This window comes from Streptomyces cinereoruber (assembly GCF_009299385.1).
Classification (GTDB): domain Bacteria; phylum Actinomycetota; class Actinomycetes; order Streptomycetales; family Streptomycetaceae; genus Streptomyces; species Streptomyces bikiniensis.
In genome coordinates this window covers 4,538,703-4,559,726 of record NZ_CP023693.1, presented here as the reverse complement: position 1 = coordinate 4,559,726, position 21,024 = coordinate 4,538,703, and the positions used below count along the sequence as shown (strand labels likewise).

Below are 21,024 nucleotides of genomic sequence, written 5' to 3'. Positions count from 1 at the left end.
TTCCCGGCCGGGGCTTCACGCGGAAGCCCCGACCGAGCCTGGCGGAACTGAACCTGAAGGAAACCCTTCAGGTGATTACTTGGCCTTCTCGAGGATCTCGACGACGCGCCAGTGCTTCGTGGCGGACAGCTTCCGGGTCTCCATCAGGAGGACGCGGTCACCGATGCCGGCGGCGTTCTGCTCGTCGTGGGCCTTGAGCTTGTTGGTACGGCGGATGACCTTGCCGTACAGCGCGTGCTTGACGCGGTCCTCGACAGCGACGACGACGGTCTTGTCCATCTTGTCGCTGACGACCAGGCCCTCGCGGACCTTGCGAGCGTTGCGCTCGGTCTTTTCAGTCACGTTGCTCTCGCTCATCAGGCGTTCTCCACCGTCTCGATGCCCAGCTCGCGCTCACGCATCAGGGTGTAGATCCGGGCGATGTCCTTACGGACGGACTTGAGCCGACCGTGGTTCTCGAGCTGGCCCGTCGCCGCCTGGAAGCGGAGGTTGAACAGCTCTTCCTTGGCCTCGCGGAGCTTGTTGAGAAGCTCCTCGTTGCCCAGCTCGCGCAGCTCGGACGCCTTGGTACCGGCCGACATCACAGCTCACCTGCCTCGCGCTTGACGATCTTGCACTTCATCGGCAGCTTGTGAGCCGCACGGGTCAGAGCCTCGCGCGCGATCTTCTCGTTCGGGTAGGACAGTTCGAACATCACCCGACCCGGCTTGACGTTCGCGATCCACCACTCGGGAGAACCCTTACCGGAACCCATGCGGGTCTCGGCGGGCTTCTTCGTGAGGGGGCGGTCCGGGTAGATGTTGATCCAGACCTTGCCGCCACGCTTGATGTGGCGGGTCATCGCGATACGGGCCGCCTCGATCTGGCGGTTGGTCACGTACGCCGGCGTGAGGGCCTGGATGCCGTACTCGCCGAACGCGACCTGCGTACCACCCTTGCTCATGCCAGAGCGCTTGGGGTGGTGCTGCTTGCGGTGCTTGACCCTACGGGGGATCAGCATGTCGGTCAGGCCTCCGTTCCGGTGCTCTCAGCCGGAGCGGCAGCGGCGGCGGGAGCGTCGGCCTTGGGGGCCTCCGCAGCCGGCGCGGACTGCTGCTGCGGCTTGCGGCCGCGGCCGCCACGCTCGCCACCGCGGCCACCACGGCCGGCCGGGCGGTCGCCGGCGCCGGCGCCACGGGCCGGGCGGTTGCCGGCACGGGCCGCGGCGTTCTCGGCGCGGACCTCGGCGATGTTCTTGACGTCGCCCTTGTAGATCCAGACCTTCACGCCGATGCGGCCGAAGGTCGTCTTGGCCTCGAAGAAGCCGTAGTCGACGTTCGCGCGGAGCGTGTGCAGGGGCACGCGGCCCTCGCGGTAGAACTCCGAGCGGGACATCTCGGCGCCGCCGAGGCGACCGCCGCACTGGATCTTGATGCCCTTGGCGCCGGCCTTCATGGTGCCCTGCATGCTCTTGCGCATGGCACGGCGGAAGGAGACGCGGGAGGAGAGCTGCTCGGCGACGGCCTGGGCGACCAGCTGGGCGTCCATCTCGGGGTTCTTGACCTCGAGGATGTTCAGCTGGACCTGCTTGCCCGTGAGCTTCTCGAGGTCGCCGCGGATGCGGTCGGCCTCGGCGCCGCGGCGGCCGATGACGATGCCGGGACGCGCGGTGTGGATGTCCACACGCACACGGTCACGGGTGCGCTCGATCTCCACCTTCGAGATGCCGGCGCGCTCCATGCCGGACGTCATCATCCGGCGGATGGCGACGTCTTCCTTGACGTAGTCCTTGTACAGCTTGTCGGCGTACCAGCGGGACTTGAAGTCCGTGGTGATGCCGAGCCGGAACCCATGCGGGTTAACCTTCTGGCCCATTACCGGGTTCCTTCCTTGCTGCTGACGACCACGGTGATGTGGCTGGTCCGCTTACGGATCCGGTAGGCACGGCCCTGGGCGCGCGGACGGAACCGCTTCAGGGTCGGGCCCTCATCCACGTACGCCTCGCTGATGTACAGCGAAGTGGCGTCACTGTGGTCGTAGTTGTGCGCGGCGTTGGCAATGGCGCTGTCCAGCACCTTGCCGACCGGCACGCTCGCGGCCTGCGGGGCGAAACGCAGGACCGCCTGAGCCTCCGTGGCGTCCATGCCACGGATAAGGTCCACCACGCGGCGGGCCTTCATGGGCGTGACGCGGATGTACCGCGCCTGGGCCCTGGCTTCCATGGTTGTCCTTCCAGTGTCTGTCATGGTCATTCCACCCCGCTACTAGCGGCGCTTCGACTTCCGGTCGTCCTTCACGTGACCCCGGAAGGTGCGCGTCGGCGAGAACTCGCCGAGCTTGTGGCCGACCATCGACTCGGTGACAAACACCGGAATGTGGGTCTTGCCGTTGTGCACCGCGATCGTGTGGCCGAGCATGGCCGGGATGATCATCGAGCGACGGGACCAGGTCTTGATGACGTTCTTGGTACCGGCTTCGTTCTGGGCGTCCACCTTCTTGACGAGGTGGCCGTCGACGAAGGGTCCCTTCTTGAGACTGCGCGGCATCTAAACCCGCTCCTAGCGCTTCTTGTTCGTCTTGCGGCGGCGGACGATGTACTTGTTCGAAGCCTTCTTCGGCGAACGAGTACGACCCTCCTTCTGACCCCACGGGGAGACCGGGTGGCGACCACCGGAGGTCTTGCCCTCACCACCACCGTGCGGGTGGTCGACCGGGTTCATCGCCACACCGCGGACGGTCGGGCGAACACCCAGCCAGCGCTTGCGTCCGGCCTTGCCCCAGTTGATGTTCGACTGCTCGGCGTTGCCGACCTCGCCGATGGTGGCGCGGCAGCGGGCGTCGACCAGGCGGATCTCGCCGGAGGGCATGCGGAGGTGGGCCATCGTGCCCTCCTTCGCCAGCAGCTGCACGGAGGCACCGGCCGAGCGCGCGAACTTGGCGCCGCCACCGGGACGGAGCTCGATCGCGTGGATCGTGGTACCGACCGGGATGTTGCGGAGCGCCAGGTTGTTGCCGGGCTTGATGTCCGCGCCGGGGCCGTTCTCGACGCGGTCACCCTGCGTCAGACCCTTGGGGGCGATGATGTAGCGCTTCTCGCCGTCCACGTAGTGGAGCAGCGCGATGCGCGCGGTGCGGTTGGGGTCGTACTCGATGTGAGCGACCTTGGCCGGCACGCCGTCCTTGTCGTGACGACGGAAGTCGATCACGCGGTAGGCGCGCTTGTGGCCACCGCCCTGGTGACGGACGGTCACACGACCGGTGTTGTTACGGCCGCCCTTGCTGTGCAGGGGGCGGACCAGCGACTTCTCCGGCGTGGACCGCGTGATCTCGACGAAGTCGGCTACGGAGGAGCCACGACGGCCCGGCGTAGTCGGCTTGTACTTGCGGATACCCATTTCTCAGTCCTCGTCCGATATCGGACGACTCGACCGCCGTCAGGCGGTCGGGCCGCCGAAGATGTCGATTCGGTTGCCCTCAGCAAGGGTCACGATGGCGCGCTTGGTGTTGGCGCGCTTGCCGAAACCGGTGCGGGTGCGCTTGCGCTTGCCCTGGCGGTTGATCGTGTTGACCCCGGTGACCTTGACCGAGAAGACCGCTTCGACGGCCTGCTTGATCTGGGTCTTGTTGGAGCCGGGCGCGACGATGAACGTGTACTTGTTCTCGTCGAGCAGGGCGTAGCTCTTCTCCGAGACGACCGGCTTGACGAGGATGTCACGCGGGTCCGAGAAGGTCTTGCTGGTGACGACGGCCTCGCTCATCAGGCGTCGCTCCCTTCGGTCTCAGCGGTCTGGGGGCCAGACACGAAGGACTCGAGGGCGGCCTTGGTGAAGACCACGTCGTCGGAGACGATCACGTCGTACGTGTTGAGCTGGCCCGGCTCCAGGATGTGCACCTGGGGCAGGTTACGAGCGGACAGCCACGCGGCCTCGTCGGAGCGCTCGGCGACCAGGAGCAGGTTCTTGCGCTCCGAGATCTTGCCGAACAGCGTCTTGGCGGCCTTGGTGGAGACCTCACCCTCGACCACGCCGGTGACGACGTGGATGCGGGAGTGCGTGGCCCGGTCCGAGAGGGCACCGCGGAGGGCGGCGGCCTTCATCTTCTTCGGGGTCCGCTGCGAGTAGTCACGCGGCTGCGGGCCGTGGACGACGCCACCACCGGCGAACTGCGGGGCGCGGGTCGAACCCTGACGGGCGCGGCCGGTGCCCTTCTGGCGGTAAGGCTTCTTGCCACCACCGCGGACTTCGCCACGGGTCTTGGTCTTGTGCGTGCCCTGACGGGCCGCGGCCAGCTGCGCGACGACGACCTGGTGGATCAGCGGGACGCTGACCTTGGCGCCGAAGATCTCCGCGGGGAGCTCGACGGTCCCGGCCTTGTCGCCTGCCGGCGAAAGGATGTCAATGGTGCTCATCGGTTCCTCAAACCCCCTTGGCCGCGGTGCGGACCAGGACGAGGCCACCGTTGGGGCCGGGGACGGCGCCCTTGATGAGCAGCAGACCCTTCTCGGCGTCAACGGCGTGGACGGTCAGGTTCTGGGTGGTCACACGCTCGTTGCCCATGCGACCAGCCATCTTCATGCCCTTGAAGACACGGCCCGGGGTGGCGCAGCCACCGATGGAACCGGGCTTGCGGTGCACGCGGTGGGCACCGTGCGACGCCTTGCCACCACGGAAGTTGTGGCGCTTCATCGCACCGGCGAAGCCCTTGCCCTTGCTCTTGCCGGTGACGTCGACCTTCACGCCGGCCTCGAAGACCTCGGCGGTGATCTCCTGGCCGAGCGTGTACTCGGAGGCGTCAGCGGTGCGGAGCTCCACCAGGTGGCGGCGCGGGGTGACGTCGGCCTTGGCGAAGTGGCCCTTGAGGGGCTTGTTCACCTTGCGCGGGTCGATCTCGCCGAAGGCGATCTGGACCGACTCGTAGCCGTCGGTGTCGTTCGTACGCACCTGGGTCACGACATTGGGGCCGGCCTTGACGACGGTCACCGGGACGACCCGGTTGTTCTCGTCCCAGACCTGCGTCATGCCGAGCTTCTCGCCCAGGATGCCCTTGATGTTCTTAGCCATCTCGCGCGTCACCTCAGAGCTTGATCTCGATGTCGACGCCCGCCGGCAGGTCGAGACGCATGAGCGAGTCGACGGTCTTCGGCGTGGGGTCGAGGATGTCGATGAGGCGCTTGTGCGTGCGCATCTCGAAGTGCTCGCGCGAGTCCTTGTACTTGTGCGGCGACTTGATGACGCAGTACACGTTCTTCTCAGTGGGCAGCGGCACCGGGCCCGCGACCGACGCACCAGTGCGGGTCACCGTCTCGACGATCTTCTTCGCCGAGGAGTCGATGACCTCGTGGTCGTAGGCCTTGAGCCGGATGCGGATCTTCTGTCCCGCCATGGCTACTAGTAGTCCTTTGTCTCGTAACGCTCTGGACCCGGGGGCTCTCACGACTCTGCCTCCGACCCACGCGGTCGGGCGTGTCGCGCTCCCTCTACGTAGAAGTCCCTGAGGATTTCCCAACCAAGGGGGCGCGGTCCCGAGACCGCGAGCCGGGGGCAGACACCCACCGAGTGCCTGGCCGGTACCCCGCTGACGCTTCCCAGAAGATTCCCGTACGTCCGCCCCTGACGAGGGGCGACGAGTACTGTGGGACTCGCTTCCGGTCCTCCCGACGGGAGGCGCGCAGCATCGGCACTCAACCGAGCAACCCCGACAGTCTGCCATACGCGGCCATCCCGCCGCCAATCGGGGTCCAAGACTGTACCCCACGTCACGTACACCTATGCGCCGGGGCGCACGCGCCGAAGCCGTGCGCCCCTCCATCGGCCCCGGGGATCAGATGACGCCCTGCGCCAGCATCGCCTCGGCGACCCGTTCGAAGCCCGCGATGTTGGCGCCGGTGACGTAGTCGCCCGGCGCGCCGTACCGTTCGGCCGTCTCGTGGCAGGCGGTGTGGATCGAGGTCATGATGTCGGCCAGCTCCGCCTCCACCCTCTCCGCGCTCCAGGACGTGCGGGAGTGGTTCTGGGCCATCTCCAGGGCGCTGACGGCCACGCCGCCCGCGTTGGCGGCCTTGCCCGGGCCGAAGGCGACGCCGGCCCGCTGGAACAGGTGGACCGCCTCCGCCGTGGTGGGCATGTTGGCGCCCTCGGCGACGGCCTTCACGCCGTTGCGGACCAGGGTCGCCGCGTCGTTCTCGTCCAGCTCGTTCTGCGTCGCGGACGGCAGGGCGACGTCGGCGGGGACCTCCCAGACCCGGCCGCCGGGCACGAAGCGCGCGGAGGCGCCCCGGCGCTCGGCGTAGTCGGCGACCCGGCCGCGCTCGACCTCCTTGATCCGCTTCAGCAGGGCGAGGTCGATGCCCTTGTCGTCGTACACGTAACCGCTGGAGTCGGAGCAGGTGAGCGGGTTGGCGCCGAGGGCGAGCAGCTTCTCGATCGTATACAGCGCCACGTTGCCGGAGCCGGAGACGACGGCCGTCTGGCCCTCCAGGTCCTCGCCGCGCTCGCGGAGCATCGCCGCCGTGAAGAGCACGCTGCCGTACCCGGTGGCCTCCGGGCGGATCGCGGAGCCGCCCCAGCCCGTGCCCTTGCCGGTGAGGACGCCGGCCTCCCAGCGGTTGGTGATCCGCCGGTACTGGCCGAAGAGGTAGCCGATCTCCCGGCCGCCGACGCCGATGTCACCGGCCGGCACGTCGGTGTGCTCGCCGAGGTGCCGGTACAGCTCGGTCATGAACGACTGGCAGAACCGCATGACCTCGGCGTCGCTGCGCCCGTGCGGGTCGAAGTCGCTGCCGCCCTTGCCGCCGCCGATGCCGAGCCCGGTCAGGGCGTTCTTGAAGATCTGCTCGAAGCCGAGGAACTTGACGATCCCCAGGTTCACGGAGGGGTGGAAGCGCAGGCCGCCCTTGTACGGGCCGAGGGCGCTGTTGAACTCGACGCGGAAGCCCCGGTTGACGTGCGTACGGCCCCGGTCGTCCTGCCACGGCACCCGGAAGACGATCTGCCGCTCGGGCTCGACGATCCGCTCCAGGAGCCCCGGCTCGGCGAACTCGGGCCGGGCCGCGAGCACCGGGGCGAGGCTGTCGAGCACCTCGTGGACGGCCTGGTGGAACTCGGGCTGGGCCGGATTGCGGTGCTCGATCTCGGCGCGGAGGGCGTCGAGGGTGGAGCGGGCGGGCTGCGGGTCGGGTCGGTTCGGCACGTGGAACCCCCTTCTGGCACGGCTGTACGCCGGCGGAGAACCGGGTGGGAGCGCTCGGCGCCGTTGCCGCGCGCGGGGAGGGATGGACGGCCGCTCCGGGACTCCGTCGTCCCCGCCGCCGTGCCCACTGTTACATCCATGTGAATGCAAGCACCAGTAAGCGGACGCCGGGGTCCGCCATCCGAGACGGCCGGGAACCCCTCGTACACCCCTCCTCTCCTCCTCCCGCGCACACGGCTCCCTCGCACACGCACAACCCCTTCGCACGGATTTCCGTCTTCCAGGGGACCGCCGAGCGAAGGGCCCCGCAGTGCAGCACACCCGACCCCGCCGACGGACGGTGCTCGCCACCGCCCTCGCCGCCACCGCGGCCGCCGCCGGGTGTTCCGTACCGGCGCCGCGCCGGAGCGCGCCGACCGCCGATCCGGCGCCGGGGAAGCCGATCGCCTCCGCACCGGCCCGCCGGGCGCTCCTGATGCAGTTCGCCGCGCACCCGGACGACGACCTGTACTTCATGAACCCGGACTCGCAGCGGCTGCTCGACGCGGGCGTCCCGCTCGTCTCCGTGTACGTGACGGCCGGCGAGCACACCGGCGTCAACCGGATCGCGGGCATGCCCGAGACGCCCCCGGACCGGGCCGCCTACTCCGCCGCCCGCCACCAGGGCCTGCGCCAGTCGTACGCGGCGGCGCTCGGCCTGCCGCTGTTCACGCCGTGGCGGCGGGGGACGCTGGCGCTCCCCGGCGGCCGGCGGGCCGAGGTCGACACCCTGGTGCACGGCGGGCGCCGGGTCGAGCTGGTCTTCCTCAACCTGCCGATGCACACCCTCCGCCGGTACATGGCCCTGCCCGCGCTCTGGGAGGACCGCGCCCTGGAGCTGCGGACCCATCTGTCCGCCGGCTCCCCCGTCACCCGCGTGGACACCTACGACTACGACGGCCTGGTCGGCGTCCTCGCAGGGCTGCTCGCCCGCTACCGGCCCACCGTGGTGCACACCCTGGACCCCGACCCGGACGTCCAGCACAGCGACGAGGCCACCCGGCGGCGGGACTCCGAGCAGCCCGGCTACGCCGACCACGGGGACCACACGGCGGTCGCCTGCTTCACCTGGGCGGCGCTGTGCCGCCGGGTCTCGGACGCGGTCCGGGACGGCGAGCCGATACCGGCGTTCACGACGACGTCCTTCCGCGGCTACTACAACCGGCACTGGCCCAAGAACCTCCCCCCGGGCGTCCTCGAGGAGAAGGCGGCCCGGCTCGTCCCGTACGGCGGCGACCCCTCCTGGCAGTGCGGGAACCCCTCGGGCTGCGGCGACTACGGCGTCGGCGGCGACCGCCCGCTGACCAACCGCAAGGGCTGGGTCCGCTCCACCCACCACCGCTGGCCCGGCGCCCGCCCGGCCCTCGCCGAGGAGCCGGACGGCCGGCTCGCGGCGTACGGGGTCCTGGGCCTGCGCGCGGTCCGCTGGCGCGAGTCGACGCCCGGCGGCGTCTGGGGCGATCCGGAGGACCTGGGCGGCGGCCCGCTCGCCCCGGCGCTCGGCTCCGCGGTCCTGCCCGACGGCCGGGTGCTGCTCCTCGGGGTGCGGTTCGCCGCGCTCGACGGGCACGGCGGCGCCAACCGGCGCGAGGTCGTCCTCCTCGAACAGCGGTCCCCCGGCGGCCCGTTCCTCCCCTGGCGGGACCTGGGGAACCCGGAGCGCGGGGACGACCGGGGGCGCAGGATCGGCTCCCCGGTAGCGGTCGCGGCCCCCGACGGCCGGGTCCACCTCTTCGTACGGAACGCGGACAAGCGCCTCTCGACCCGGGTCCGGGCGGCCGACGGCTCCTGGGGCCCGTGGCGGACGCTCCCCGGGGAAGCCGAGGTCCAGGACGGCCCGGCCGTCTCGGTGGACGCGGCGGGACGCGTCCACGTGTACGCGGCGGGCCGGGAGTCCGTACGGCACTGGGTGGACGGGCGGGAGCGGCGGGAGCGGCTGCCGCTCTCCGGGTCCGCGCCGGCGAGCGCGGACGGCGAGCTGTTCCACCGTCCCCCGGCGGACGCCCGGCTGCTCGGCCCGGCCGGCGACACCGGTCTCGACGGGTACGGGGAGGTGGTCGCCGCGCGGTCGGCGGCGCTCGGCACCGTGCTGCTCGGCACGGACGCGCGCGGCCGGACGGTGCTGCGGGCCGGGGGCCGGACCCGGGTCCGTACGGCGAGGGGCGGGGCGGCGACTCCGGCCGCGCTGCACCTGGGGGCGCGGGGCGCGACCGTGGTGGGGCTCGGCGCGGACGGGCGGCCCTGGAGCTGGAAGCCGTAAAGGCTCCGGGGCACGACTCCGGGAACGCGAAGAAGCCCCGCACCTTCCGGTGCGGGGCTTCCCCTTGCTGCTCAGCGACTCCTGCGAGTCACCAGGTCAGTGCAAGATCAGGCGGTGATCTTGACGACCTGGCCGGCGCCGACGGTCCGGCCACCCTCACGGATGGCGAACTTCAGGCCCTCCTCCATGGCGACGGGCTGGATCAGCTCGACGGACATGGAGGTGTTGTCGCCCGGCATGACCATCTCGGTGCCCTCGGGGAGGGTCACGACGCCGGTCACGTCCGTGGTACGGAAGTAGAACTGCGGGCGGTAGTTGTTGAAGAACGGGGTGTGACGGCCACCCTCGTCCTTCGACAGGATGTAGGCCTGGGCCTCGAACTTGGTGTGCGGGGTGACCGAGCCGGGCTTGATGATGACCTGGCCGCGCTCGACGTCCTCGCGCTTGATGCCACGGAGGAGCAGACCGACGTTCTCACCGGCCTGGCCCTCGTCGAGCAGCTTGCGGAACATCTCGATGCCGGTGACCGTGGTGGTGGTCTTCTCGGTCTTGATGCCGATGATGTCGACGGTCTCGTTGACCTTGAGGACACCACGCTCGATACGACCGGTGACGACGGTGCCACGACCGGTGATCGTGAAGACGTCCTCGATCGGCATCAGGAACGGCTTGTCGACGTCACGCTCGGGCTGCGGGATGGACTCGTCCACGGCGTGCATGAGGCCGAGGAGCTTCTCGCCCCACTCCTTGTCGCCCTCGAGCGCCTTGAGCGCCGAGACGCGGACGACCGGCAGGTCGTCGCCCGGGAACTCGTACTCGGAGAGGAGCTCACGGACCTCGAGCTCGACGAGCTCCAGGATCTCCTCGTCGTCCACCATGTCGGCCTTGTTCAGGGCGACGACGATGTACGGAACGCCGACCTGGCGGGCCAGGAGCACGTGCTCCTTGGTCTGCGGCATCGGGCCGTCGGTGGCGGCGACCACGAGGATGGCGCCGTCCATCTGCGCGGCACCCGTGATCATGTTCTTGATGTAGTCCGCGTGACCGGGGCAGTCGACGTGGGCGTAGTGACGCGACTCGGTCTGGTACTCGACGTGCGCGATCGAGATCGTGATACCGCGCTGGCGCTCCTCGGGAGCCTTGTCGATCTGGTCGAAGGCCGAGGCCTCGTTCAGGTCCGGGTACGCGTCGTGCAGCACCTTGGTAATGGCGGCCGTGAGGGTCGTCTTACCGTGGTCGATGTGACCGATGGTGCCGATGTTGACGTGCGGCTTAGTCCGCTCGAACTTCGCCTTCGCCACTGGGGTCCTCCTGGAGTGGTTCTGAACGCCTTGCTTCATCGGCGCCAGGTGATCTTTGCTGGGATGCCAGTCAACCGGGGTCCGATTCCTCGGGTTTCGGGGACCGGGCCCCGGTGACTGGGTCAAGCCTAAAGCGTGGACTCGGAAGAGTTACTCGCCCTTGGCCTTCGCGATGATCTCCTCGGCGACGTTCCGCGGAACCTCGGCGTAGGAGTCGAACTGCATCGAGTAGCTTGCGCGACCCGAGGTCTTGCTGCGGAGGTCTCCGACGTAGCCGAACATCTCCGAAAGGGGCACGAGGCCCTTCACGACGCGAGCGCCGCTGCGCTCCTCCATGGCCTGGATCTGGCCACGGCGGGAGTTGATGTCGCCGATGACCTCACCCATGTAGTCCTCGGGCGTGGTGACCTCGACGGACATCATGGGCTCGAGGATGACCGGCGAAGCCTTCCGCGCGGCCTCCTTGAAGGCCTGCGAACCGGCGATCTTGAACGCGAGCTCGGAGGAGTCGACCTCGTGGTAGCCACCGTCGAGAAGAATGACGCGGACGCCGGTCATCTCGTAGCCGGCCAGGATGCCGAACTGCATGGCCTCCTGCGCACCCGCGTCGACCGAAGGGATGTACTCCTTCGGGATGCGGCCACCGGTGACCTTGTTCACGAACTCGTAGGAGGCGTCGCCACCCTCGATGGGCTCGATCGCGATCTGCACCTTGGCGAACTGACCGGTACCACCGGTCTGCTTCTTGTGGGTGTAGTCCACGCGCTCGACGGTCTTGCGGATCGTCTCGCGGTACGCGACCTGCGGCTTGCCGACGTTCGCCTCGACCTTGAACTCGCGACGCATGCGGTCGACGAGGATGTCGAGGTGGAGCTCGCCCATGCCACCGATGATGGTCTGGCCGGTCTCCTCGTCCGAGTGGACCTGGAAGGAGGGGTCCTCCTCCGCGAGACGCTGGATGGCGACACCCAGCTTCTCCTGGTCACCCTTGGACTTGGGCTCGATGGCGACCTGGATGACCGGCGCCGGGAAGTCCATGGACTCCAGGATGACCGGGTTCTTCTCGTCGCACAGCGTCTCACCGGTGGTGGTCTGCTTGAGGCCCATGACGGCGACGATGTCGCCGGCGCCCACCGAGTCGATCTCCTCACGCTTGTTCGCGTGCATGCGGTAGATCTTGCCGATGCGCTCCTTCTTGCCCTTGACGGAGTTCAGCACCGCGGTGCCGGCCTCCAGGCGACCGGAGTAGATCCGGACGAAGGTGAGCTTGCCGAGGTGCGGGTCGCTCGCGATCTTGAACGCGAGCGCCGACAGCGGCTCCTCGTCGGACGGCTTGCGCCGGACGACGACCTCGGGGTCCTTGACGTCCTGGCCCTCGATGGCCTCGACGTCCAGGGGCGAGGGGAGGTAGCGCACGACCGCGTCGAGCAGGGGCTGGACGCCCTTGTTCTTGAAGGCGGTGCCGCAGAACACGGGGGTGACCGTGGTCTCGCCGCCCTTGCCGGAGGCGATGGTGATGCGACGGACAGCCGCGTACAGCTGCTCCTCGGTGGGCTCGACGCCCTCGAGGAAGAGCTCCATGAGCTCCTCGTCGTTCTCCGCGACGGTCTCGACCAGCTTGGCGCGGTACTCGTCGGCCAGCTCGGTCAGCTCGGCCGGGATGTCGACGACGTCGTACATCTCGCCCTTGCTGGCCTCGGCGGACCAGACGAGCGCCTTCATGCGGACCAGGTCGACGACGCCCTGGAAGTCGGCCTCGGCACCGATCGGGAGCTGCATGACGATCGGGGTGGCGCCGAGGCGGCCCACGATCATGTCGACGCAGCGCAGGAAGTCGGCGCCGGTGCGGTCGAGCTTGTTGACGAAGCAGATACGCGGAACGCCGTAGCGGTCCGCCTGACGCCAGACGGTCTCGGACTGGGGCTCGACGCCGGCCACACCGTCGAACACGGTGACAGCACCGTCGAGCACGCGCAGCGAACGCTCCACCTCGACGGTGAAGTCGACGTGGCCCGGCGTGTCGATGATGTTGATCGTGTGATCGACATTCTCGAGCGGCCAGTGGCAGGTCGTCGCGGCGGACGTGATCGTGATGCCGCGCTCCTGCTCCTGCTCCATCCAGTCCATCGTGGCAGCGCCGTCGTGGACTTCACCGATCTTGTACGAGACACCGGTGTAGAACAGGATCCGCTCGGTGGTGGTCGTCTTGCCCGCGTCGATGTGAGCCATGATGCCGATGTTGCGCACCTTGGCAAGGTCAAGCGAAGTGGTAGCCATATCGGCTCAGTCTTCTCTCGGTCTCGATGTGGGTTGCGACTACCAGCGGTAGTGCGCGAAGGCCTTGTTGGACTCGGCCATCTTGTGCGTGTCCTCACGCTTCTTGACGGCAGCACCGAGGCCGTTCGAGGCGTCGAGGAGCTCGTTCATGAGGCGCTCGGTCATCGTCTTCTCGCGACGGGCGCGGGAGTAACCGACGAGCCAGCGGAGGGCGAGCGTGGACGCGCGGCCCGGCTTGACCTCGATCGGCACCTGGTAGGTGGCGCCACCGACACGGCGGGACTTGACCTCGAGGGCCGGCTTGACGTTCTCCAGCGCGCGCTTCAGCGTGATGACCGGGTCCTGGCCGGTCTTCTCGCGAAGACCCTCCATGGCGCCGTACACGATGCGCTCGGCGGTGGAACGCTTGCCGTCCAGCAGGATCTTGTTGATCAGCGAGGTGACAAGAGGAGAGCTGTAGACCGGGTCGATGATGACCGGGCGCTTCGGGGCGGGGCCCTTACGAGGCATTCTTACTTCTCCTTCTTGGCGCCGTAGCGGCTGCGAGCCTGCTTACGGTTCTTGACGCCCTGCGTGTCGAGGGAACCGCGGATGATCTTGTAGCGAACACCCGGCAGGTCCTTCACACGGCCACCGCGCACGAGCACGATGGAGTGCTCCTGCAGGTTGTGACCCTCACCCGGGATGTAGGCCGTGACCTCGATGCCCGAGGTCAGACGCACACGCGCGACCTTGCGGAGGGCCGAGTTCGGCTTCTTCGGGGTGGTCGTGAACACACGCGTGCAGACGCCGCGACGCTGAGGGGAACCCTCGAGTGCGGGCGTCTTGTTCTTCTCGACCTTGTCCTGCCGGCCCTTGCGGACCAGCTGCTGGATCGTAGGCACTACTTCTCCGGTTTCTGTGTGCCGTCGGTAAAACTAACCTGGAACATTCACCGACCCACGCGGTCGGGTGTGTCGAATCCTGCGGACCCCCGCCGGAAGCGGAAAGAACGGCGCGGATCACGGTGGCCGGTCTCGGACTCGTACAGCGGCTGTAGACACGCGCACAAGCCCGGGCACACCCCAGGCACAAGGTCTGAGCGTACCTATCGCACGGACTCCGGTCAAAACAAATGCCCACGCGCTCCCGCCCCCGGTCGGCAGCAACCACACGGAACCCGAAGGCTCAACGGCCCCGAAAGACTGAACTCGGTCACCCAGAGCAATCCATGCACTCCAAAACGTGACGCAGTCGGGGATCATCGCCTCTCGAATCCCGTCCATCACGAAGAGGAGTCATGGATTCATCAGAGCAGCGAGCAGCTACAGGGTTCCCGACACCGCTCCCATGGCTGACGCGAGCCAGTGCCTCGCCCTACGTTCCCGGCACCCCTCAGGAGATCATCGGGAACCTCCGCGCCCTCCTGCTGAGCATCCTGGAAGACGGAACGATCGACCGTCCGTTCACCTGGCCCGGCTCCGAGAGGTCGGTCCCGCTGCGGAACGCGGCGCACGCACTCGGATCCTGCGGACTGCTGACACGAGAAGGCCGCCCTCCCCGTCCGACACTCACGCGTGCGGCCCGGCACTTCCTCGATTCCGGGGACGAGCTCCATCTCATCGCCGTTCTCCACGCGAACGTCAGGTTCATGGGGGAGGCACTCGCCGAGGTGGGAGACGGCATCAACCACACCGAGCTGAACAAGGTCGCGGGGACGGAATACGGCCTGTCGTGGAACTCCCTCGACCAAGTCCGCCGACGCGTGTACTGGCTGCGCGCGGCCGGACTCGTCGAGTACTGGACCAACGGCAGGATCGTCGCGACGGAACGCGGACGGGAGTTCCTGGAGCGCTTGGAGACCGCCGATCGGGACCGGCTCCCGCACCGGCGCCCTCCCGCGCCGGAGCTCGTGGAACTCCCCCCGCTCCCGGCCTCGCTGGCCCCGGCCCTGAGCGGCATGGACCAGGCCGCGCTGCGCTCGAGAAAGCGCCTGCTGGGCTACATCGCAGGGGGTGTGCGGATGGACGTGCTGGCCCGCCTCGTCAACGCGGCGGTGCCGGACATCACCCGAGCCGACTTCAAGGCATTCTGCGTCGAGGAATTCGGCGTCCTGGAATCCTCCGCGGAGCAGACACTGAGCACGCTGCGCTCGCTCGGCCTCCTGACCCAGGTGGGCACCGACACGTTCGCCGCCACGGAGTACGCGACCAGCTGCCTGGAGTCCGACGAGCCCGTGGATCTTGTCCGTCTGCTGCACCTCCACGTCGCCCTGCTGGGGGAAACGCTCGACGCGCTGGAGAACAGCGCGCCCTCGTCCGCGCTCGCCCTCGTCCTGGCGGAGCGGTATCCCGACATCCCGCTCACACACCAGGACGTCACGCGCCGCGTCGCCCTGTTCCTCGAGACCGGCCTGGCCGAGCGGATCGGCCTCACCGTCCGGCGAACGGAGTTGGGTGCCGCGCTGGTCCGCACGTTGCCACTGCTCAGGCCGACGAACCCCGGCCCGGTGGCACACGTCGACGCCGCGGCCACCCCGGGAGTCCCCGGAACGCCGGCACCTGCCGCGGCCGGTGGGGACCCCGCGCACAACGTCGGATCGCTGGCCGCCGAGGTCGTCCGGGCAGCCGTCGACAGCTCCGACTACCGACGCTTCGAACGAGCCGTCGCGGCTGCCTTTCGTGTCCTCGGCGTCGATGTCGAGACCCACAGCGGGCCCAAGAGGACGGATGCGGTCGTCGAGCTGTGGCGATCGCCGACCGAGAGGTACCGGATCGCCGTGGAGGCCAAGACCGACGGCGCCGGACTTGTGACCGATCAGGACGTCAGGTTCCGGAGACTGGGTGAGCACCGCACCCGCCACACGGCGCAGGGGACCGTGCTGGTCGGCCCTGGGTTCGACGCCAGGCTCGTGCAGGAGGCCGCGAGCGAGAAAGTGGCCCTGCTCACCGCGCGCGAGCTCGCCGACGCCCTCGTGCGGCACGCCCGTACGCCGCTCGCGCCGCGCGAGCTCGCCGCACTCGTCATCCGGGGAGAAGCGGACGCGCTGGAACGCACCTGGAGGGCGGCGGAGCGGAGGCAGGAGACCCTGGGCCTGGTGGTGCACACGCTGTGGAAGAGCGGGAACGATCCCGTCGAGGTCAGGCACACCACCGGCGCGCTGGGCATCAACGACATCTGGCGGGAGACCAGGAAGACTCTGGGAACACCTCTGGACCCGGACGAGACCGGGGCCGCCCTCGCCTTCCTGGAGACCCCGTTCCTCTCCGGAGTGGAACGACGAGGCGGCGGTCATGTCATCACGGCGCCGCCCTCGCTGATCGCCGCCCGTCTGCGCGCGCTGGCCACCGCCATCGAGTCGGCCGGCGAGGAGGGGCCGCCCGGAGACCACGGCCCGGAGGGGACGCTCGCTCCCCCGGAGCGGCCGGGCCCCGTGCCGTCGGGGCAGACCTCCGTGCCCCACCAGCAGCAGGCCTCCAGCAACATCCAGGCGTCTGCGGTCCGGGCATGGGCCAAGGCCCGGGGGCGTGCCGTCAACGAGCGGGGCAGGTTGCCGGAGCGCCTGGTCACGGACTATCTGCGAGCCCGTGACCTTGAATGAGGGAGAAGTGCGGGTCGGGGCCCTCCAGTTCGGCAAGGAGCAGCCCGCCGTCGGGGGTGGGACGGGCGTCGACGTGCTGGACGCCGTGATCGAGGGTGTGGCAGTCGACGAAGCGGCGCGCGAAGGCGAGGTCGCCGGCGGTCGGTTCGCAGCCGTACGCAAGGCCGGCAAGCTCCTCGTGCGGCAGGAAGCGCAGTCCTGTGAAGTCGGGCCCCGGTGGGCTCGACCGCTTACGACGCGGCTTCGGGCAGGCGGTTCAGGTCCTCGGGCCGGTCGACGGTGAGGCCGAGCAGGTACCGCTTGCCGGCCATGCCGCCGCGGCCGTGCAGGAGCCGTGGACGCGGGCTCCGAGGGCGCGGGGCTCCGACCTGCCGAAGCGGCCGGAAACCGCCGAGGGCGGCCACCCCGTGATCGGGATGACCGCCCTCGGGCGTCAAGCGACCCGCCTACTGGTTGTACGGACCGTAGTCGTAGTCCTCCAGCGGCACGGCCTGGCCGGAGCCCGAGCCGAACGGCGAGTAGTCGATGTCGTCGTAGCCGACGGCCGAGTACATCGCGGCCTTGGCCTCCTCGGTCGGCTCGACCCGGATGTTGCGGTAGCGGGACAGACCCGTACCGGCCGGGATGAGCTTACCGATGATGACGTTCTCCTTGAGGCCGATGAGGCTGTCGGACTTGGCGTTGATCGCCGCGTCCGTCAGCACTCGGGTCGTCTCCTGGAAGGAGGCGGCCGACAGCCAGGACTCCGTCGCCAGCGAGGCCTTGGTGATGCCCATCAGCTGCGGACGGCCGGAGGCGGGGTGACCGCCCTCGGTGACCACACGACGGTTCTCGGTCTCGAACTTCGACCGCTCGACCAGCTCGCCCGGCAGCAGCTCCGCGTCGCCGGACTCGATGATCGTCACGCGGCGCAGCATCTGCCGGATGATGATCTCGATGTGCTTGTCGTGGATCGACACGCCCTGCGAGTTGTAGACCTTCTGGACCTCGCCGACCAGGTGGACCTGGACCGCGCGCTGACCGAGGATCCGGAGCACGTCGTGCGGGTTGGTGGCACCCACGGTGAGCTTCTGGCCCACCTCGACGTGGTCGCCCTCGCCCACGAGCAGACGGGCGCGCTTCGAGATCGGGAACGCCGTCTCGTCGCTGCCGTCGTCCGGGGTGACGACGATCTTCTTGGTCTTCTCGGTCTCCTCGATGCGGACGCGGCCGGCCGCCTCCGAGATCGGTGCGACACCCTTCGGCTGCCGGGCCTCGAAGAGCTCGACGACACGGGGCAGACCCTGGGTGATGTCGTCACCGGCCACACCACCGGTGTGGAAGGTACGCATCGTCAGCTGGGTACCGGGCTCACCGATGGACTGGGCGGCGATGATGCCGACCGCCTCGCCGATGTCGACCAGCTTGCCGGTGGCGAGCGAACGGCCGTAGCAGAACGCACAGGTGCCGACGGCGGACTCACAGGTCAGGACCGAACGGGTCTTGACCTCCTCGACGCCCGCGTTGACCAGGGCGTCGATGAGCACGTCGCCCAGGTCGACGTTGGCCGGCGCGATGACCTTGCCGTCCACGACGACGTCCTCGGCGAGCATCCGCGCGTACACGGAGGTCTCGACGTCCTCGGTCTTGCGCAGGACACCCGTCTCGTCCTTCGCCGCGATCCGCAGCTTCAGACCGCGCTCGGTGCCGCAGTCCTCCTCGCGGATGATGACGTCCTGCGAGACGTCCACCAGACGACGGGTCAGGTAACCCGAGTCGGCGGTACGCAGGGCGGTGTCGGCGAGACCCTTACGGGCACCGTGCGTCGAGATGAAGTACTCGAGGACGGAGAGGCCCTCGCGGAAGGACGCCTTGATGGGACGCGGGATGGTCTCGTTCTTCGCGTTCGACACCAGACCGCGCATACCCGCGATCTGCCGCATCTGCATCATGTTTCCTCGGGCACCCGAGTCGACCATCATGAAGATGGGGTTGGTCTTGGGGAAGTTCGCGTTCATCGCCTCGGCGACCTCGTTGGTCGCCTTGGTCCAGATCGCGATGAGCTCCTGCGTGCGCTCTTCCTTGGTGATCAGACCGCGCTCGTACTGCTTCTGGACCTTCTCGTCCTGCGCCTCGTACCCGGCGACGATCTCCTTCTTCGCCTCGGGGACGACGACGTCGGAGATGGCCACGGTGACGCCGGAGCGGGTCGCCCAGTAGAAGCCCGACGCCTTCAGGTTGTCGAGCGTCGCCGCCACGATGACCTTGGGGTAGCGCTCGGCCAGGTCGTTGACGATCTCGGAGAGCTGCTTCTTGCCCACCGAGTAGTCGACGAACGGGTAGTCCTCGGGCAGCAGCTCGTTGAAGAGCGCGCGGCCCAGGGTGGTGCGCAGGCGGAACGAGTCCCCCTGCTGCCACTCGGGCTCGCCCTCCTCGCGCGCCGGCGGGGTCCAGCCGCGCGGCGGGATGGTGCCCACCGGGAAGCGGATGTCGATCGGCGACTGCAGCGCGAGCTCACCGGCGTCGAACGCCATGATCGCCTCGGCCGTGGAGCCGAACGCGCGGCCCTCGCCCTTGGTGTCACGGAGGTCGCCGTCGGTGGTCAGGAAGAACAGACCGAGGACCATGTCCTGGGTCGGCATCGTGACCGGGCGGCCGTCGGCCGGCTTGAGGATGTTGTTCGAGGACAGCATCAGGATGCGGGCCTCTGCCTGCGCCTCCGCGGAGAGCGGCAGGTGGACGGCCATCTGGTCACCGTCGAAGTCCGCGTTGAACGCGGTGCAGACGAGCGGGTGGATCTGGATGGCCTTGCCCTCGACCAGCTGCGGCTCGAAGGCCTGGATGCCGAGGCGGTGCAGCGTGGGCGCACGGTTCAGCAGGACCGGGTGCTCGGCGATGACCTCTTCGAGGACGTCGTACACGACCGTGCGGCCGCGCTCGACCATGCGCTTGGCCGACTTGATGTTCTGCGCGTGGTTCAGGTCCACCAGGCGCTTCATCACGAACGGCTTGAAGAGCTCCAGGGCCATGGCCTTCGGCAGACCGCACTGGTGCAGCTTGAGCTGCGGGCCGACGACGATGACGGAACGGGCCGAGTAGTCGACTCGCTTGCCGAGCAGGTTCTGACGGAAACGACCCTGCTTGCCCTTGAGCATGTCGGACAGCGACTTCAGCGGACGGTTGCCGGGGCCCGTCACCGGGCGACCACGACGGCCGTTGTCGAAGAGCGCGTCCACGGCCTCCTGGAGCATGCGCTTCTCGTTGTTCACGATGATCTCGGGCGCGCCGAGGTCGAGAAGCCGCTTCAGGCGGTTGTTGCGGTTGATCACGCGGCGGTACAGGTCGTTCAGGTCGGAGGTCGCGAAGCGGCCACCGTCCAGCTGCACCATCGGACGCAGGTCCGGCGGGATGACCGGCACGCAGTCGAGAACCATGCCCTTGGGGCTGTTCGCGGTCTGCAGGAACGCGGAGACGACCTTGAGGCGCTTGAGCGCACGGGTCTTCTTCTGGCCCTTGCCGGTGCGGATGATCTCGCGGAGGCGCTCGGCCTCCTCCTCCAGGTCGAAGGACTCCAGGCGCTTCTGCAGCGCCGCGGCACCCATCGAGCCGTCGAAGTACGTGCCGAAGCGGTCACGCAGCTCGCGGTAGAGGAGCTCGTCGCCCTCCAGGTCCTGGACCTTGAGGTTCTTGAAGCGCGACCAGACCTCGTCCAGACGGTCGATCTCGCGCTGCGCGCGGTCGCGCAGCTGCTTCATCTCGCGCTCGGCACCCTCGCGCACCTTGCGGCGCACGTCGGCCTTGGCGCCCTCGGCCTCCAGCTCGGCGAGGTCGTTCTCGAGCTTCTTGGCGCGGGCCTCCAGGTCGGAGTCGCGACGGTTCTCGATCTGCTGGCGCTCGACGGAGACGTGCGCCTCCAGGGAGGGCAGGTCACGCGTACGGCGCTCGTCGTCGACGTACGTGATCATGTACGCCGCGAAGTAGATGACCTTCTCCAGGTCCTTCGGGGCGAGGTCGAGCAGGTACCCGAGGCGCGACGGGACGCCCTTGAAGTACCAGATGTGGGTGACGGGGGCGGCGAGCTCGATGTGGCCCATCCGCTCGCGGCGCACCTTGGCGCGGGTGACCTCGACGCCACACCGCTCGCAGATGATGCCCTTGAAGCGGACGCGCTTGTACTTGCCGCAGTAGCACTCCCAGTCCCGGGTCGGACCGAAGATCTTCTCGCAGAAGAGTCCGTCCTTCTCGGGCTTGAGCGTGCGGTAGTTGATGGTCTCCGGCTTCTTGACCTCGCCGTGGCTCCACTGACGGATGTCGTCAGCGGTGGCCAGACCGATCCGGAGCTCGTCGAAGAAGTTGACGTCGAGCACTATGCGTCAATCCCTCTCAGGGTTGTAAGGCTGTGGGTCTGATACGGGGGTCCT

At 68.6% G+C, this 21,024-nt stretch carries 19 protein-coding genes; 2 read left to right on the top strand and 17 right to left on the bottom strand.

Going from position 1 to position 21,024, the window contains the following annotated elements:
- Positions 1-75: 75 nt before the first annotated feature.
- The 12 genes from rpsQ to gdhA all read right to left on the bottom strand — a co-directional run bounded on the left by rpsQ (position 76) and on the right by gdhA (position 7,167).
- Positions 76-357 (bottom strand): 30S ribosomal protein S17, encoded by a 282-nt coding sequence (rpsQ, locus tag CP977_RS20645; protein WP_030208995.1) that lies wholly within the window; start codon positions 355-357, stop codon positions 76-78.
- Positions 357-581, bottom strand: coding sequence for a 50S ribosomal protein L29 (rpmC, locus tag CP977_RS20640; protein ID WP_017239580.1), 225 nt, complete (start codon positions 579-581; stop codon positions 357-359). The genes rpsQ and rpmC overlap by 1 nt, the downstream gene beginning before the upstream one ends.
- Positions 581-1,000 (bottom strand): 50S ribosomal protein L16, encoded by a 420-nt coding sequence (gene rplP, locus CP977_RS20635; RefSeq protein ID WP_015035580.1) that lies wholly within the window; start codon positions 998-1,000, stop codon positions 581-583. Before rplP ends, rpmC begins: the two co-directional genes overlap by 1 nt.
- 5 nt (positions 1,001-1,005) lie before the next feature.
- Positions 1,006-1,854: a 30S ribosomal protein S3 gene (gene rpsC / locus CP977_RS20630; RefSeq protein WP_017239578.1), complete on the bottom strand. Its 849-nt coding sequence runs from the start codon at positions 1,852-1,854 to the stop codon at positions 1,006-1,008.
- Positions 1,854-2,201: a 50S ribosomal protein L22 gene (gene rplV / locus CP977_RS20625; protein ID WP_062752775.1), complete on the bottom strand. Its 348-nt coding sequence runs from the start codon at positions 2,199-2,201 to the stop codon at positions 1,854-1,856. The genes rpsC and rplV overlap by 1 nt, the downstream gene beginning before the upstream one ends.
- A gap of 42 nt (positions 2,202-2,243) precedes the next feature.
- Positions 2,244-2,525: a 30S ribosomal protein S19 gene (rpsS, locus tag CP977_RS20620; RefSeq protein WP_015035577.1), complete on the bottom strand. Its 282-nt coding sequence runs from the start codon at positions 2,523-2,525 to the stop codon at positions 2,244-2,246.
- A gap of 12 nt (positions 2,526-2,537) precedes the next feature.
- The gene (gene rplB, locus CP977_RS20615; RefSeq protein WP_030208986.1) at positions 2,538-3,374 is read right to left on the bottom strand and encodes a 50S ribosomal protein L2; all 837 of its coding nucleotides are present in this window, start codon (positions 3,372-3,374) and stop codon (positions 2,538-2,540) included.
- A gap of 39 nt (positions 3,375-3,413) precedes the next feature.
- Positions 3,414-3,737, bottom strand: a complete 324-nt coding sequence (gene rplW / locus CP977_RS20610; RefSeq protein WP_030208983.1) for a 50S ribosomal protein L23 — start codon at positions 3,735-3,737, stop codon at positions 3,414-3,416.
- A complete protein-coding gene (rplD, locus tag CP977_RS20605) occupies positions 3,737-4,387 on the bottom strand; it encodes a 50S ribosomal protein L4 (RefSeq protein WP_062752778.1) in 651 nt (216 codons plus the stop codon). Before rplD ends, rplW begins: the two co-directional genes overlap by 1 nt.
- 7 nt (positions 4,388-4,394) lie before the next feature.
- Positions 4,395-5,039 carry a 50S ribosomal protein L3 gene (rplC, locus tag CP977_RS20600; protein WP_062756924.1) on the bottom strand — a complete coding sequence of 215 codons (645 nt, stop codon included), beginning with the start codon at positions 5,037-5,039 and terminating at the stop codon, positions 4,395-4,397.
- Positions 5,040-5,052: 13 nt separating this feature from the next.
- Positions 5,053-5,361: a 30S ribosomal protein S10 gene (rpsJ, locus tag CP977_RS20595; RefSeq protein WP_003948644.1), complete on the bottom strand. Its 309-nt coding sequence runs from the start codon at positions 5,359-5,361 to the stop codon at positions 5,053-5,055.
- Positions 5,362-5,799: 438 nt separating this feature from the next.
- The gene (gene gdhA, locus CP977_RS20590; RefSeq protein WP_062752780.1) at positions 5,800-7,167 is read right to left on the bottom strand and encodes an NADP-specific glutamate dehydrogenase; all 1,368 of its coding nucleotides are present in this window, start codon (positions 7,165-7,167) and stop codon (positions 5,800-5,802) included.
- 310 nt (positions 7,168-7,477) lie between these two features.
- Here gdhA and CP977_RS20585 point away from each other — a divergent pair, with 310 nt between their 5' ends.
- Positions 7,478-9,466, top strand: a complete 1,989-nt coding sequence (locus CP977_RS20585; RefSeq protein ID WP_152370632.1) for a PIG-L family deacetylase — start codon at positions 7,478-7,480, stop codon at positions 9,464-9,466.
- 107 nt (positions 9,467-9,573) lie between these two features.
- Here CP977_RS20585 and tuf read toward each other — a convergent pair whose 3' ends face one another.
- The 4 genes from tuf to rpsL form a co-directional block, all read right to left on the bottom strand.
- The gene (gene tuf / locus CP977_RS20580) at positions 9,574-10,767 is read right to left on the bottom strand and encodes an elongation factor Tu (RefSeq protein WP_030208973.1); all 1,194 of its coding nucleotides are present in this window, start codon (positions 10,765-10,767) and stop codon (positions 9,574-9,576) included.
- Positions 10,768-10,917: 150 nt separating this feature from the next.
- Positions 10,918-13,044: an elongation factor G gene (gene fusA, locus CP977_RS20575; RefSeq protein ID WP_062752784.1), complete on the bottom strand. Its 2,127-nt coding sequence runs from the start codon at positions 13,042-13,044 to the stop codon at positions 10,918-10,920.
- A 39-nt stretch (positions 13,045-13,083) separates the two neighbouring features.
- Complete coding sequence (rpsG, locus tag CP977_RS20570) at positions 13,084-13,554, bottom strand: 30S ribosomal protein S7 (RefSeq protein WP_015035567.1); 471 nt, start codon at positions 13,552-13,554, stop codon at positions 13,084-13,086.
- Between the two features lie 2 nt (positions 13,555-13,556).
- Positions 13,557-13,928 (bottom strand): 30S ribosomal protein S12, encoded by a 372-nt coding sequence (gene rpsL, locus CP977_RS20565; RefSeq protein ID WP_003948652.1) that lies wholly within the window; start codon positions 13,926-13,928, stop codon positions 13,557-13,559.
- A 746-nt stretch (positions 13,929-14,674) separates the two neighbouring features.
- On the opposite strand from rpsL, the gene CP977_RS20560 reads away from it, so the two are divergent.
- Positions 14,675-16,624 carry an Lsr2 family DNA-binding protein gene (locus tag CP977_RS20560; RefSeq protein WP_167308904.1) on the top strand — a complete coding sequence of 650 codons (1,950 nt, stop codon included), beginning with the start codon at positions 14,675-14,677 and terminating at the stop codon, positions 16,622-16,624.
- A 446-nt stretch (positions 16,625-17,070) separates the two neighbouring features.
- Here the strand turns inward: CP977_RS20560 and CP977_RS20555 are convergent, their stop codons facing one another.
- Entirely contained in the window at positions 17,071-20,970 is a 3,900-nt protein-coding gene (locus CP977_RS20555) for a DNA-directed RNA polymerase subunit beta' (RefSeq protein ID WP_109185162.1), read from the bottom strand.
- Positions 20,971-21,024: the final 54 nt, after the last annotated feature.